The sequence below is a fragment of the Mycolicibacterium sp. TUM20985 genome (genome assembly GCF_030295745.1).
Classification (GTDB): domain Bacteria; phylum Actinomycetota; class Actinomycetes; order Mycobacteriales; family Mycobacteriaceae; genus Mycobacterium.
Map to the genome: position 1 here is coordinate 5620495 of NZ_AP027291.1, position 14613 is coordinate 5635107.

At 69.7% G+C, this 14613-nt stretch carries 14 protein-coding genes; 10 read left to right on the forward strand and 4 right to left on the reverse strand.

The features are described from left to right. The first annotated feature begins 136 nt into the window (after window positions 1–136). From QUE68_RS27295 to QUE68_RS27325, 7 genes are read left to right on the forward strand one after another with little or no spacing between them, the layout of a single operon-like run. Window positions 137–1138, forward strand: a complete 1002-nt coding sequence (locus QUE68_RS27295) for an AAA family ATPase (RefSeq protein ID WP_284229885.1) — start codon at window positions 137–139, stop codon at window positions 1136–1138. A 20-nt stretch (window positions 1139–1158) separates the two neighbouring features. Continuing rightward, entirely contained in the window at window positions 1159–2031 is an 873-nt protein-coding gene (locus QUE68_RS27300; protein ID WP_284229887.1) for a DUF58 domain-containing protein, read from the forward strand. Next, a complete protein-coding gene (locus tag QUE68_RS27305) occupies window positions 2021–2494 on the forward strand; it encodes a hypothetical protein (RefSeq protein ID WP_455012615.1) in 474 nt (157 codons plus the stop codon). Before QUE68_RS27300 ends, QUE68_RS27305 begins: the two co-directional genes overlap by 11 nt. Further along, complete coding sequence (locus QUE68_RS27310; protein ID WP_286274742.1) at window positions 2485–3465, forward strand: hypothetical protein; 981 nt, start codon at window positions 2485–2487, stop codon at window positions 3463–3465. The genes QUE68_RS27305 and QUE68_RS27310 overlap by 10 nt, the downstream gene beginning before the upstream one ends. Further along, the gene (locus tag QUE68_RS27315) at window positions 3462–4448 is read left to right on the forward strand and encodes a vWA domain-containing protein (protein ID WP_286274743.1); all 987 of its coding nucleotides are present in this window, start codon (window positions 3462–3464) and stop codon (window positions 4446–4448) included. Before QUE68_RS27310 ends, QUE68_RS27315 begins: the two co-directional genes overlap by 4 nt. Continuing rightward, complete coding sequence (locus QUE68_RS27320; protein WP_284229897.1) at window positions 4445–5182, forward strand: hypothetical protein; 738 nt, start codon at window positions 4445–4447, stop codon at window positions 5180–5182. Before QUE68_RS27315 ends, QUE68_RS27320 begins: the two co-directional genes overlap by 4 nt. Window positions 5183–5200: 18 nt before the next feature. After that, entirely contained in the window at window positions 5201–5854 is a 654-nt protein-coding gene (locus QUE68_RS27325) for an MOSC domain-containing protein (RefSeq protein ID WP_284229899.1), read from the forward strand. A 23-nt stretch (window positions 5855–5877) separates the two neighbouring features. Here the strand turns inward: QUE68_RS27325 and QUE68_RS27330 are convergent, their stop codons facing one another. Next, the gene (locus QUE68_RS27330) at window positions 5878–7185 is read right to left on the reverse strand and encodes a wax ester/triacylglycerol synthase domain-containing protein (RefSeq protein ID WP_286274744.1); all 1308 of its coding nucleotides are present in this window, start codon (window positions 7183–7185) and stop codon (window positions 5878–5880) included. A 65-nt stretch (window positions 7186–7250) separates the two neighbouring features. On the opposite strand from QUE68_RS27330, the gene QUE68_RS27335 reads away from it, so the two are divergent. Continuing rightward, window positions 7251–8120, forward strand: coding sequence for an LLM class flavin-dependent oxidoreductase (locus tag QUE68_RS27335; RefSeq protein WP_284229901.1), 870 nt, complete (start codon window positions 7251–7253; stop codon window positions 8118–8120). 3 nt (window positions 8121–8123) lie between these two features. On the opposite strand, the gene QUE68_RS27340 is transcribed toward QUE68_RS27335, so the two are convergent. Continuing rightward, window positions 8124–8342: a hypothetical protein gene (locus tag QUE68_RS27340; protein ID WP_286274745.1), complete on the reverse strand. Its 219-nt coding sequence runs from the start codon at window positions 8340–8342 to the stop codon at window positions 8124–8126. Between the two features lie 247 nt (window positions 8343–8589). Between QUE68_RS27340 and QUE68_RS27345 the strand changes: the two genes are divergently transcribed. After that, the gene (locus tag QUE68_RS27345) at window positions 8590–8766 is read left to right on the forward strand and encodes a hypothetical protein (RefSeq protein ID WP_284231473.1); all 177 of its coding nucleotides are present in this window, start codon (window positions 8590–8592) and stop codon (window positions 8764–8766) included. A 77-nt stretch (window positions 8767–8843) separates the two neighbouring features. Continuing rightward, the gene (locus tag QUE68_RS27350) at window positions 8844–9830 is read left to right on the forward strand and encodes an alpha/beta fold hydrolase (RefSeq protein ID WP_286274746.1); all 987 of its coding nucleotides are present in this window, start codon (window positions 8844–8846) and stop codon (window positions 9828–9830) included. Here QUE68_RS27350 and hrpA read toward each other — a convergent pair. After that, window positions 9825–13748 carry an ATP-dependent RNA helicase HrpA gene (gene hrpA / locus QUE68_RS27355; RefSeq protein WP_286274747.1) on the reverse strand — a complete coding sequence of 1308 codons (3924 nt, stop codon included), beginning with the start codon at window positions 13746–13748 and terminating at the stop codon, window positions 9825–9827. The two genes, QUE68_RS27350 and hrpA, sit on opposite strands and share 6 nt — an antisense overlap. Window positions 13749–13779: 31 nt before the next feature. Then, window positions 13780–14604, reverse strand: a complete 825-nt coding sequence (locus QUE68_RS27360; RefSeq protein ID WP_284229908.1) for a PHP domain-containing protein — start codon at window positions 14602–14604, stop codon at window positions 13780–13782. Window positions 14605–14613 lie beyond the last annotated feature (9 nt).

The window sequence follows — 14613 nt, forward strand, 5'->3', positions numbered from 1 at the left end:
ACCTACGGGAGCGGCCGCCACGGGGCGACGCAGGCAACGGCTGAGGGCCGGGAGTGACGCGTATCCGGGCGCGACGGGGCGTGAATCCGGCGTGGACGGGTATCCAGCACACTTCCCCCCGCTATTGAAAGGACCCATGACCGCAGCGCGATCTCAGCTCGACCAGCCCGCCCTCGCCGAGGCCCACCGCATCACGAGCGCCGTGGCCAGTGCGTTCTCCGCGAAGGTCGTCGGTCAGCACCACCTGCGGGAATCGTTGATGATCGGCTTGCTGGCCGGGGGTCACCTGCTCGTCGAGAGTGTCCCCGGATTGGCGAAGACGACGGCCGCCCGGGTGGTTGCCGAGTCGGTGGGCGGCGCCTTCAAACGCATCCAGTGCACGCCGGACCTCCTTCCCAGCGACATCATCGGCACGCAGATCTACGAGGCGGCGACCAACTCCTTCGTCACCCGCCTCGGGCCCGTGCACGCCAACATCGTCCTGCTCGACGAGGTCAACCGCTCCAGCGCCAAGACGCAGAGCGCGATGCTGGAGGCGATGGAGGAACGCCAGACCACCATCGCAGGCGTCGAATATCCGATTCCGGAACCGTTCCTCGTGATCGCCACCCAGAACCCGGTGGACCAGGAGGGCACCTATCCCCTTTCGGAGGCCCAGACCGACCGCTTCATGCTCAAGGAGGTCGTGCACTACCCGTCCATCGACGACGAGGTCGAAGTCATCTCCCGGATGGACGCCGGACTCTACGAGAAGGACCACCGCACCGCGCCGGTGGTGCACATCGACGACATCCGGCGTGTGCAAGAGCTGACGGCGGCCGTGCACATGGACCGCGTCCTGGTGCAGTACGCCAGCCGTCTGGTCGGCGTCACGCGCGAACCCGAGCAGCACCTGTCGCCGGGGACCGCCCGGCTCATCGAGTACGGCGCCAGCCCGCGCGCCACCATCGCGTTCTGCCGCACCGCCCGGGCGCTCGCCGTCCTACGCGGACGCAACCACGTCGTCCCCGACGACATCGCGAACCTGGCGCACCGCGTGTTGCGGCACCGTCTGATCCTTGGTTTCGAGGCGGCCAGCGCGCGCGTCACGCCCGACGTCGTCGTCGACGCGGTGCTCGCTGCGGTACGGGTCCCGTGAGCTCCCGGCGGGTGCACTAGGTGGGGACCCATCTCGACCGCGCGAAGGCGGCCTTCGGGCGCGATACGAGCGGCCTCCTCGAAGGCGGTCGCTACGCGCTGGTCCACACCCGCAGCCTCGAGTTCGACGACCTTCGACCGTACGTCCCGGGCGAAGACGTCCGCGACATCGACTGGAAGGCGTCGGCCCGTTCCGGCCAGGTGTTGATCAAGCGCTTCGTCACCGAGAAGCACCACAAGATCATGGTGGTCGCCGACGCGGGCCGGAACATGTCGGCCTCGACCCCCTCCGGTGAGGTCAAGCGGGACGTGGCTGCCAACGTCATCGGCGCGATGGGGCTGATCACCCTGCGGCGATCCGACGAGATCGGCATGGTCTTCGGGGACGCCCGCGGCTGCGTCGACATCCGGCTACGTCGCGGCGAGACCCACGTCGAACACATGCTGCACCGCTATCACGACCACGCCAACAGCCGACCCTCGTCGAGTCGTGTGCTCGCACAACTAAACTGGGTGGCAACGCATCAGCGGCGGCCACTGCTGCTCTTCGTGGTGTCCGACGAGCCCGATCCCGACTCCGCACTGGGAGAGGTCCTCACGAAGCTCACCGCGCGGCACGAGGTCCTGTGGGCAATGGTGTCGGACATGCCTGCGGTCGGCGCGGCCGACGACGAGCGCGACGGCTTCGACGTGAGTGACGGCCGCTTCGTCCTCAGTGGTGCGGACCTCGGATCGCGGGTGGTCGACGCCTATCGCCGTGCCGAAGCGCAACGACGCGAACAGCTCTCGGAGTTCATGGTCAGCCATGGCATCCCGCACGCGATGATCCCGAGCAGCGTCACCCTCCGTGATCGGCTGATCGCGATGACCGAGGTGTATGCGCGTGCCGGATGACCTCATCGGGCACGTCATCGGTCCGATGCCCTACTCGTCGTGGTGGTTCTGGGTCGCGGTGGCGCTCACCGTGGCCCTGCCCGCCTGGTACGCCGCAGTCGTGGTCGCCACGATGCCGCGCCGACGACTGCGTGGCGTCCCCGTGCTCGGTGCCACGCGCGACCGTCTCCTGAGGCACCGCTTCGCCCGCGCGGTGCACGCCATCGGAGACCGTTACCGGGCCGGCGAACTCGGAGCCGCGCCAACGGGTGAGGCGGTCAGTCGCGAACTGCGCCGCTTCCTCCGCGAGGCGACCGGGGTGCCCGCCGAGTTCATGCAGCTCGACGACATCGCCACGAGCGAGATCGGCACGGCTGCAGACGTTCTGGCCGACCTGATCGACGTCCAGTTCAATGCGGAGTCCGAGGTGGACGCCGGCCGGGTCAGCCAGGACGCCGAGGAGCTGATCCGATCGTGGGCCTGACGTGGATTCTCGTCGTCATCGTCGGTTGCGTCGGCCTGGCCGGCTGCATCGTCGCGGTGCTGATGCGCCCGATGGCCGACGAACGCCGCCGCCTACGCCCGCTGGCCAACGCGGGGCGCCTGACCCGCTTGCCCGAGTACGTGCGCGCCGTCCGGGCGCGCACGCGGGCGGCCGTCGTGACGATCGGGCTGCTCGTCGTGATGTTCGGCGCCGCGATCGTCGTCGGGGCGCGTCCGACCGGATTGCCCACGGCGGCAGAGAAGTCCGGTGCCGGTGACCCCGAGGACATCATGCTGTGCATCGGCGGGCCGCCCAGCGACCCGGCCGCGAGCGCCGCGCTGAACTACTTCGCCGGCCAGGTCGACGGGTTCGGTACCCAGCGCATCGGGCTGACCTCACCGAACCGCCGCGTGATACCGCTGACGCGGGACTACCAGTACGCCAAGCAGACGCTCTCGGACTACGCCCGGCCGGCCGGCGATCGCGGGGACGTCGCGGCGTTCGCGCCGGGCGTGACCTACACCGATTACAGCGAGGACGCCCGGGACACGCTGGCACTGTGCCTGACGGGGTTTCCCGGCTTCGATCAGGCTGCAGCACAACGCCGGTCGGTGATCTACGTCGGACCGGACGCGCCGCGGCGCCCTGACGCCAGGGGCCCGGCGCTGTTCACCGCGGACGCGGTGAGGGACCTGGCGGTCGCGGCGGGGGTCCAGGTGAACACCGTCATCACCGGCCCCGACTCGGGTGCGCTCTCGTCGATGGCCCGTGACACCGGGGGGCGCTCGTTCCCCGCGGGGGCAAACATGTCCCTGAGCCTGAACGACATTCGCGATCATCCACCGACCGCCAGGTTCACCGAGGGGGACGGTGAGAGCGGGCGCCCACCGGAGTCCCCCGACGTACCGGCGTTGATCGCACTCGCGGCGGCCGTGGCGCTGGCCGGTTGGCCGATGGTGCAGCGCCGATGACGTTCCAACCCGCCTTGGCGCCACTCGTGCTCATCGCCGTCGTCGTAATCGTCGTGGTGGCCCGCATCGCCGCCCTGCGCAGGCTGCCCCCGGCTGGCCGGACCAGGGTCGCGCTGTGGCGGTGGGCCGGCCTGACGGGTGCGATCCTGCTACTCGTCGTGGCTGCGGCACGGCCGGTCCTCGAGCGCGGTGACGAATCCGCCACCCGCGTCGCCGATCGTGATGCGCCCAACGTGTTCCTGGTCGTGGACCGCTCACCCGACATGCGGGTCACCGACCAGGCCGACGGTGCATCGCGAATGTCACTGGCTCGCAATGACGTCGGCGCGCTGATCGACCGGTACCCGGGGGCCCGCGTCGCCGTCATCTCCTTCGCGGCGCGCCCCGCGCTCGACTGGCCGCTATCGGTGGACACCTGGAGTCTGCGACCGGTGACGTCCACCCTCGTGCCCTACGCGTCGGCACCCGACGCGGTGTCCCCGACCAATGCGGGCGCCGCCGGGAACATGTTGCGCTATCAGCTCATCGGGGCGGTGCAACAGTATCCGCGGGCCAAGAATCTGGTCTTCTATCTCGGCGCCGGCGCAGCTGAGTCGGAGGTCCCGCCCCGCGACTTCAACCTGCCGGAAGGCGCGGTCGACGGCGGCGCCGTGCTGGGCTACGGCACGGCCGCGGGCGGTCCGATCCCCGGCACGGCCGTCACCCGGTCGCCGCTCGACGAACCTGCGCTGCGCGGCGTCGCCGATCAGATCGGCGTGCCATATCTGACGCGCAATGGCGCCGAACCGCTGGCGTCGGTGCTGCCGGACGACGCCGCCGACGTCGGTGCCTCCCGCCCGCCCTCGGCCACCGACTCCGCGGGCCGGACGGAACTCTATTGGGCACCGGCACTTCTGGCGGCCGCGCTGGTGCTCGTCGAGCTCTACTTCGTGCTGCGGGAGTTCCGCCGCACCCGCCTGATCACCGCGGACGTGAACGTATGACCGGTCAGTGGTGGCGAGGCGGGTCGCGCCGGGAGCGGCTGCGGCGTCGGCTCCTGGTGTTCTCCGCACCCGTCGTGATCGTGCTCGTCGTCGTGGTGGTGAAGGCGTGGTCGGTGGTGATCGCCGGCGACTCGGCCGCGACCGCGTTCGCCGAACGCGACGCCGGGGGAATGCGCGGTGACGTCGCCGTGCTCGAGTTGCTCGACGTCGTCGAACCCGCGAAGGCGCCGTTCGCGGCGGGTGACCTGGCCGTGCTGGAGAATCGCCTCGCCGACGCCGACGCGCGGTTCGGCGAGGCGCTGGCCCTCATCGCGGCGTCGGAGTCGTGTCCCGTTCGCGTCAATCTCGAACTGGTCAGGGAGACCCTGGGCGACCGCGCTGCCGACGTGTTCGACGGCAGGACCGCCGTGCGCTGGTACCGCAGCGCGTTGGCGGTCGTCGACGACGCGCCCGACGGCTGCTTCCTCGGCAGCTCCGATCCCGACGAGGAGCGCCGGCCGCTGCTGGACACGGCGGCCGCGCGGCTCGCCGACAAGATCGCCGCCGTCTCGGTCGCACCACCGCCCCCGCCGCCGCCGCCCGGGGCGCCACCGCCGTCGGCACCCTTGTCGCCGTCGGGGTCGGCGCCGACGGACCCGGACCGTCAGCTCCAGCTCAATCCCGGGGTCGGTGACCCGCTGGAACGTCTGCAGCAGATCCTGCGGGATGCGGCGGCCGCCCAGAACGGCGGCTAGGAGCACTAGCCTCGTGGGGTGGCAACGGTATTGACGGTGAATCGAACGCAGGTCGAGGCGGACGGCGACGCCCCCAAGACGGGAATCGACAAGCGGCCGACCCGCGGTGCTCTCGCCGTCCGGGCACCGGGTTCCAAGCGCGGCGGGCTCGGCAGCGGGATCGCCGGCGACGTGATCGGCAACCGCAAGCTGCACGGCGGCGACGATCAGGCCGTCTACGCCTACGCCCGCGAGGATCTCGACGCGTGGGCGGCCCGACTGGACCGCGAGCTCACCAACGGCATGTTCGGCGAGAACTTCACCACGTCGGGCGTCGACGTGACCGGTGCGGTGATCGGTGAGCGCTGGCGCGTCGGCTCCGATGGCGTGCTGCTCGAGGTGACCAGCCCCAGGACACCATGCAAGACCTTCGCCAAGCGACTCGGAATCACCGGCTGGATCAAGACATTCGCACACGGCGATACGCCGGGTGGCTATCTGCGGGTGATCGAACCGGGATCCGTGTCCGGCGGAGACCTCGTCGAGGTGGTGGAACGTCCGGCGCACGGCATCACCGTCGGCTTCGTATACCGGGCGCTCATGGTCGAGCCGGACCTCCTGCCCGACATCCTCGCGGCGGACGCCCTCCCAGAGGCCATCAAACGAGCCGCTCGCCGCCGCGCGGCCACATAGGCTCCAGCGCAGGGTGATCCGACTCAGTCGCCACGAACTCCCAGGGCCGCCCCGCGCAGCTCCAGGTAGGACGCCTCGATGCTGTCCGCCAGTCGCGCGATGTCCGGGAAGGCGAGCGGGTCGGTGCACAGCCCGATCCCGATCTCCTCGGCGCACGAGATCGCCGAGATGCGCAGCGCGTGGTGCGGCGCGGGCTCCGACGACGAGAACAGCTGCGTCACCCGCCGGCCCGCGACGCTGACCGGCGTCGACGGCCCCGGCACGTTGGAGATGGCGACCGCGAATTCCCTTGGGCTGTTGGCCAACCGGAGTGCGGCGGGCCCGACGTACTTGACCCGGCCGAGCGCGTGGAGGAAGTCGTAGAGCTCGTCGGCGTCGTCGAGGTCCTTGCACCGACTGGTGTCGGCCCTGATCCGATCCAGCCGCCGCAGCGGGTCGCGCTCGCGATGGTGCAGGTCGACGTTCATGAACGAGTCGTGGTTGCCCGGCCCCTGCGCCTCGGCGTCGCGGTGGTGCAGGCTGACGGGAATCTGGGCGCGAACGTCTCCATGCCGACGTCGACCCGCGTCGCCGAGGCCTAGCCACTCGTGCAGCCCGCCGCCGACGATCGCGAGCAGGACGTCGTTCACGGTGGCGCGCGCGGGTCGGGACGCTCCGATGGCCTTCACCTCCGCCAGGGGGGCGACCGTGAAGGCGAGTTCGCGTGAGCCGGTGACGGGCCGGTCCAGTGGTGACGGCCCGGCGAGGTGACCCAGTTCGCGCACCACGGCCGACGGCATTCGCCTCGCCTCGCCGATCCGGCTCGACGTGGCCGGAGGCACACGCCTCGGCGGCGCGACCGCGGTGGCGGCGCGAACGTCCCAGAGCACGGCGTCGAGGAACCCGATGGCGGCGATCCCGTCGGCCATCGCGTGATGGATGCGCACGGCGATCGCCTCGCGGCCGTCGGCCAGCGGGCCGATCACGTCGAACGTCCACAGCGGTTTCGCGCGGTCGAGATGCTCGGCCATCAACCCGCTGACCGCTTGCCAGAGGCCTGCCCGCGTGAGGTCGTCCCCGCTGGGTTGCCGGCGCACGTGATCGCGGATGTCGAAGTCGAGCGCCTCCACCCAACGTGGCTCGGTCGCCGAGGTGTCCACTCGCTGGGTGGCGCGGGTCTCCGCCGAGAGGCGGGCGAGCACAGCGGCCCGCAGCGCGTCGAGGTCCAAGGGCGTCGCGGCCGGCTCGAGGACATTGAGCTTCAGCGTGTGCCCCATGATGACGGCCGATTCGAGGCTCAGGATGTGGGCGTCGTCGGGCTCCAACGGAACGGAACCAGCCTCGCCGACCACGGCGAAAGTGTATGGCCGCGTCGGTATCTCCGAGGTGTTTGTCCGCGATCACGCATGATGGGGCGGTGAGCACCCGCATCGGCGTCATCTACCGCCCGGACTTCCACCCCGACGGCCTGCGCGCGGTCGCGTCCGCAGCAGAGGCCGCGGGGGTCGACGAATTGTGGTTGTGGGAGGACTGCTTTCAACAGGGCGGCATCGCTCAGGTGGCCGTCGCGCTCGCCTCGACCGAACGACTGACCGTCGGGATCGGTCTGATTCCGGCCCCCCTGCGCAACGTCACCGCGGCCGCGATGGAGTTCGCCACGCTGGAGGCGATGTTCCCCGGCCGCAGCCGCATCGCCGTGGGCCACGGCGTCCAGAGCTGGATGCGACAGGCCGGGGCGGCGGTCGCCTCGCCGCTGACGCTGCTCCGGGAGTACACCAACGCCCTGCGGAGCCTGCTCGCCGGCGACACCGTCAGCGTCGAGGGCCGGTACGTCCAGCTGTCCGACGTCCGCCTCGAGTTCGTGCCCGAGCGTCGGCCCGCGATCCTGATCGGCGGCACCGGTCCGAAGACGCTGCGGCTGGCCGGCGAGATCGCCGACGGGGTCCTGGTGGACAGCAGCTATTCGACCCGGACGGTGCACACTGCGCTCGCGCACGTAGCCGACGGCCGGGCTGCGGGTGGCGCCGGACCCTTCAGCACGGTGATGTTCGTGGTGTGCGCCCCCGGGAACGACGCCGACGAACGCCTCGCCGCGGAAGCCGTCCGGTTGGAGGTGCCCCCCGGGGATCCGTTCGGCGTCGGCGGCGCCGCCGGGCAGATCGCCGCGGGTATGGACCCGTACGTCGCCGCCGGTGTGGACGACATCGCCTTGCAGCCGGTGGGTCGCCTGCAGGACATGGCCGAGTTCGTGGCGATCGCGGGCCAGGTGCGCTCGCTCAGAGGGTGACTGCTACCACCTGTTGCGGTGGATGATGATGATCTGGGGCGGCCGCTGCATCACCGGCACGTTGGCCGTGATCTGACTGTTGCCGGGTGAGACGCATTGCGTGGCCGAGCCGACGTCGGTGCAGGTGAGCGGGGACGCGGCAGCCGTGGGTGCTGCGGCAATCGCGATCGCGGCACCAGCGGCGACGGCCAGCGGGGTCAGGTAACGAACTGAGAAGTGCACGAGTGGATCCTTAGAGCCGCGACTGCGGCGATGTTGCTACGGGTTTACCTGTCCTTGAACGGCTCTGCGGCACAGACTATTCCGATCCCCATCTGCTGATGTGGCACCCGACACAGGCGGAATGAAAGCCCCACCCCGCCGGTTGAAGCCACCAGACCGGGACGAAGAGGCTTCCACCGGTAAGAGCGTCCGAAGCGCGGCATCAACGCCACGACTCGAACACGTTCGAGATGAAGGGATCAGCATCATGAAGAACATTCAGAAATTCGGCTTCGCCACGATCGTCGCCGGTGGACTCGCCGCCAGTGCCCTGGGTTTCTCCGGTGCCGCACAGGCCGACATCGAGCACCACGCGTTCATCGATCAGATCACGCAGACCGTCAACGTTCCTCAGGTCGACACCACGGTTCACCAGAGCCGCTGAGCGTACTCAAGGAATTGGGGGCATCCGCATTGCGGGTGCCCCTTCTTCATGGGCGCGTCAGGCGGCAGGATGGCCTCGTGACACTCACTCACCAAGACATCGAGGCCAACGGAATCTCGATCCACACCGTATCGGCGGGTGCGGGCCCGCTGGTGCTGTTCTGCCACGGCTTTCCCGAATCCTGGTACTCCTGGCGCCACCAACTCGAGGCCGTGGCCGACGCGGGTTTCCGGGCGGTGGCGATGGACATGCGCGGGTACGGCCGGACCAGCGCGCCCGACGACGTCGGCGCGTACACGATGAGCCATCTGGTGGGTGACACGGTGGGCGTGGTCGCAGCCCTCGGCGCTGACGAGGCGGTCATCGTGGGCCACGACTGGGGTGCGCCCGTCGCCTGGTACAGCGCGGTGATGCGGCCCGACGTCTTCCGCGCCGTAGCAGCCCTCAGCGTGCCCTACACCCCGCCGATCGGCGGCTTCCCGCCCGGCCTGACGATGAACGATCTGATGCGGGCGGCGGCCGGTGACGACCGCGACTACTACCGGCTGTACTTCCAAGAGCCCGGCGTCGCCGAGGCCGAGGCGGAGGCCGACCTCGAGCACTTCGTCCGCGGCTTCCTGTACACCGTCAGCGGTGACATCGTCGAAGACGGTGTGCGCGAAAGCGGTTGGGACGGATACTTCCCCATGGGCGAGCGGGTCATCGACCAGCTGGTGTCACCTCGGCAGCTTCCCGGCTGGATCACCGAGGCCGACGTCGCCACCTACGTCGAGGAGTTGTCCCGCAAGGGGATTCGCGGCGGGCTCAACTGGTACCGCAACCTCAATGCGCTACCAACCGTTCTCGCACCGTTCGTCGGGGCGGTCATCGACCAACCGTCGCTCTACCTCGCCGGTGAGCACGATCTCATCGCGGGCAACACCGACGACGCGCTCGACGGCATGCGGGCCGACCTACCGAACCTGCGCGGGCTGAAGGTGTTCCCCGGCGCCGGGCACTGGTTGCAACAGGAGCGGCATGTGGAGGTCAGCGCGGCGCTGGTGGAGTTCCTGCAGTCGCTATGACCGGGTGATGGCATCGATGGCGCGGTAGATGCGCTGCTCACTGACCGGTCTCGCGGTGCCCAGCTGTTGGGCCCACAGGCTGACCCGGAACTCCTCGATCAGACGAGCGACGTCCCGCACGTCCTCGGCCGCCGCCCGCGACTGTGAAAGCGCCTGAACCACTTCGCCATACGCCTGCTGTAGCTGGTGCACCCGCTGCATCCGGTCGCGGTCGGCGTTGATCCCGTGCGGCAGCCTGTCGAGGCGTCGGCCGACCGCCGTCACGTAACGCGCCAGATCCAGCAGATGCGTGCCACCGGTGGCGGCGACGAAGCCCACCGGAAGCAAGGCGGCCAGCTGGGCACGGATGTCGGCGATGGCCTCCGCCTGGGTCGGTGACGGTGCGGCGGGCAGGGCGAGCTCGACCTCGCGGAGTGCCGCCAGCACCCGTTCGACGCGGTTGAGGATGTCTTGCATCGTCGGGGCGATGGCCGTCGCCACCCGGCTCTGCAGGGCGGTGAACTCGGCGCGGGTCCACACCGGCTTCGGCGCGAGGACCGCCACCGCGGCGTCGGCGCAGTCGTCCAGCAGCGCGGCGAGTGAACCGTCCGGGTTGGCGCCCAACATCAGACGCGTGCGCATATCCAGTGACTTCTCAACGGATTTGGTCGGCGACGGCACCGAAAGCCGCAGGAGGCGACGGGTGCCCGGCGCCATCGCGGCCGTTTGTTCCGCCGGCGTAGCGAACACCCGCACGTCTACCGAGGTGCGTTCGTCGACCAGGGCCGGATAGCCCCGCACGGCACGTCCACCGCCGGTGGTCTCCACCACCCGCGGCAACTCGTCGAGACCGACCGGCCACGCCCGAAGACCCCGCTGCTCGAGCTCACCGGCGAAGGCGTCGGCGACGGCGTCGCGGACCGGCGCGGCGAGTCGCTCCTGCAGCGCCTCGAGATCCTTGCCGCGCGCCAGCTCGGTGCCGTCGTCGGCCTCCACGGCGAACGTCACGCGCAGGTGATCGGGGATCTTCTCGAGGTCGAATGCCGCGATCGGGACCAGTACGCCGGTGCGGCGCCGCAGCTCCCGCTGCAATTCATCCAGCAGCGGTCCGGCGGTCGGGTCGATCGAGCCGACCACGGCCCGCGCGGTGTCAGGTGCCGGTACGAAGTTCCGTCGCAGGTCCTTGGGGAGCGACTTGATGAGTGCGGTGATCAGCTCTTCACGCAATGCCGGGACGTGCCAGGCGAACTCATCACCGCCGAGACGGGCGAGCACCTGCACCGGTATGTGCACGGTGACACCGTCGTCCTCTCGGCCCGGCGCGAAGCGGTACGTCAGCGGCAGCGACAGGTCGTCGGCCTCCCAGGTGTCCGGCTGATCCGTGTCGTCGTCGTGGCGCAGGAGGTCGTCGCGGGCGAAGGTCAGCAGATCCGGCGTGCGGTGCCGTTGCTTCTTCCACCACCCGTCGAAGTGACGTGACGACACCACCTCCGGTGGCACGCGGGCGTCGTAGAGGGCGTAGATCTCGTCATCGTCGACGAGGAGGTCGCGGCGGCGGGCGCGTTCCTCCAGCTCGGCGAGTTCGGTTCGCAGCGCTGCGTTGTCGCGGAAGAAGTGGTGCCGGGTCTGCCAGTCACCCTCGACGAGGGCATGGCGGATGAAGAGGTCCCTGGCGACCGCCGGATCGACCTGCGCGTAGTTGATGCGGCGGTGCGCGACCAGCGCCAGCCCGTACAGCGTGACCCGCTCGTAGCCCATCACCGCACCGCGCCGTGCGTCCCAGTGCGGTTCGCTGTAGGTGCGCTGAACGAGGTCACCCGCGACGCGTTCGACCGTTTCCGGTTCGATGCGCGCCGCGATCCGGCCGAACAGCCGACTGGTCTCGACCAGTTCGGCGACGACGACCCACCGCGGTGGGCGTTTGGTGAGCACCGATCCCGGCGCGAGGACGAACTTCGAGTTGCGTGCCCCCTGATAGTCCCGGGAATCCTTGTTGTCCACCTCGCGAAAGCCGATGTGCGACAACAAACCCGCGAGCAGTGCGGCATGCACCCGCGCCGGGTCGGCGGGTTCGGGATCGTCGGTCTCGCGGATGCCGAGGTCGCGGGCGATGCTCCGCAGCTGACCCGCCAGGTCCTGCCACTCACGGATCCGCAGGTAGTGCAGGTATTCCGTGCGACACATGCGGCGGAACGCACTGCCCGACAGGGCCTTTCGCTGCTCGCCTAGATAACGCCAGAGATTCAGGTAGGCACTGAAGTCGGAGAAGTCGTCGGCGAACCGCGCGTGCTTCTGGCGCGCGGCCTCCTCGTGGTCGGTCGGTCGCTCGCGCGGATCGGGGATCGACAGCGCCGCGGCCAGCACGAGCACCTCGCGGACGCAGCCCTCGGCATCGGCGGCGAGGATCATCCGACCGACGCGCGGATCCAGCGGAAGCTTGGCGAGCCGGCGGCCCAGGTCGGTGATCGCGCCATCGCCGTCGAATGCGCCGAGCTCGCGGAGCAGTTGCACGCCGTCGCGGATGCTGCGTGCATCCGGTGGGTCCAAGAAGGGGAAGTCCTCGATGTCGCCGAGGCCGAGTGCAGCCATCTGCAGGATGACGGCGGCCAGGTTGGTGCGGAGGATCTCGGGATCGGTGTAGCGGGGCCGTAATTCGAAGTCGGGTTCGGAGTACAAGCGGATGCACACACCCGGCGCGGTACGTCCCGACCGGCCGGCGCGCTGGGCCGCCGACGCCTGCGAGATCGGTTCGATGGGCAGGCGCTGGACCTTGGTCCGGCGGCTGTAGCGGGAGATGCGGGCCATCCCGGGGTCGACGACGTAGCGGATTCCCGGCACCGTCAACGACGTCTCGGCGACGTTGGTGGCCAGCACCACCCGGCGGCGCGAATGTGATGGCGCGAAGACCTTCTGCTGCTCCGCGGTCGGCAAGCGCGCGTACAGCGGGAGCACCTCGGTGAAGCTGAACGCCTCGCGCAATACCTCTGCGGTATCACGGATCTCGCGCTCGCCGGACAGGAACACCAGCACGTCACCGGGCGGCTCGGCCTCCAGTTCGCGCACCGCGTCGATGATCGCCTCGGTCTGGTCGCGGACCTCCGTGCGGATCACGTCATGGTCCGGATCGTCGGGATCCTCGGAACCGTCGTCCGCACGCGTGACGACTTCCAAGGGGCGGTACCGGATTTCGACGGGGTACGTCCGTCCCGACACCTCGACGATCGGGGCATCTCCGAAGTGGGCTGCGAATCGGCCGGGTTCGATCGTCGCCGACGTCACGATCACCTTCAGGTCGGGCCGTCGTGGCAGCAGCTCGCGCAGATAGCCGAGCAGGAAGTCGATGTTCAGGCTGCGTTCGTGCGCCTCGTCGAGGATCAGGGTGTCGTAGCGCAACAGCCGACGGTCCCGCTGGATCTCGGCGAGCAGGATGCCGTCGGTCATCAGCTTGACGAGCGTGCGGTCACTCGCGTGATCGTTGAACCGGACCGTATAGCCGACGGCCTCCCCGAGCGGGACACCCAACTCGTCGGCGATGCGCTGGCCGACGGTACGGGCGGCGAGCCGTCGCGGTTGGGTGTGGCCGATGGTCCCGCGGATGCCCCGGCCCAGCTCGAGGCAGATCTTCGGCAGCTGCGTGGTCTTGCCCGATCCGGTCTCCCCGGCGATCACGACCACCTGGTGTTCGCCGATGGCCTTGGCGATGTCGTGGCGCATCTCGCTCACGGGCAAATCGGGGTAGCTGATCTCGGGCACTGCGGCACGGCGGGTGGCGACCAGCGCCTCGCCCGTCGTGACCTGTTCGGCGATCTTGGCCAAGGCGTGGGGATCGTCCCCGCGCACCCCACGAAGTCGACGCCGCAACCGGTCGGCATCGCGGATCGTGAGGCCATCGAGGCGGGCGCGGAGCTCGCTCAGATCGCCACGGGACGGTTCGGACACTGGATCAACGATAGGCGTTCGCCGCGGGCGGTCAGCGCCGCCAGAAGTCGTACTCGTCACGGCCGGGCCGGAAGCCCGCGGCCTCGACCACGTCGACCGCGATCCCGAACTTGTCTCCGACCCGCAGGGGCACGTGTGCGTCGCTGCCGAAGGACACCGCACCGCCGCCCTCCTCGTACCACCACCGCATCAACGTTGTCGACGCGAGCGGGCTGGCGGTGTTGAACTCCAGTGGCCGGTCCGACGCGGCGAGCGCACGGAACACCGTGCGGTACTCCTCCTCGAAGTCGCCTTCCCGGTAGGTCCCCTCCCGCGCGGCGGGCCAGTAGCGGCGGGGGTAGTCGCAGTGCGCCAGCACTTCGAAGACGTCGGAGCCCTCGACGAGACGTAGCAGCTCGCCGAAGTAGTCCCGCACGACGTCGTGGGCGGGCAGCGTGCCGAACAGCCGATTGGCGAAGACCAGCCGGCCGTCGTGCACGATCGAGTGCAGCGACCCGAGCACGCGGTCGAAGGTGCCCGTTCGCAGGACGGCGGTGACGCTGCCCTCGAAGTGGTGCGGCTCACCGGCTTCGATGCCCGAGAGGATGCGGAGTTCACCGAACAGGTCGCGACACCGCTCGATGCTGGCGAGGTAGCCCTCGACGTCGACCGGCTGAACGCGCGAACGGGCTGTGATCTGGGCGCCCTCCGGCGGGCGGTCGCACTCACCCCATTCGGTGAAGTCGACGTGCTCGGTGAAGGCGACGGCGGGCAGACCCACCTCGACGGCACGACGGCAGGTGTCCTCCATCGAGGCGACCGGGCCGGTGTCCCAGGAGAACTGCGTGTGCACGTGGTTGTCGGCGGGAAGGGTCACGCAGCCCAC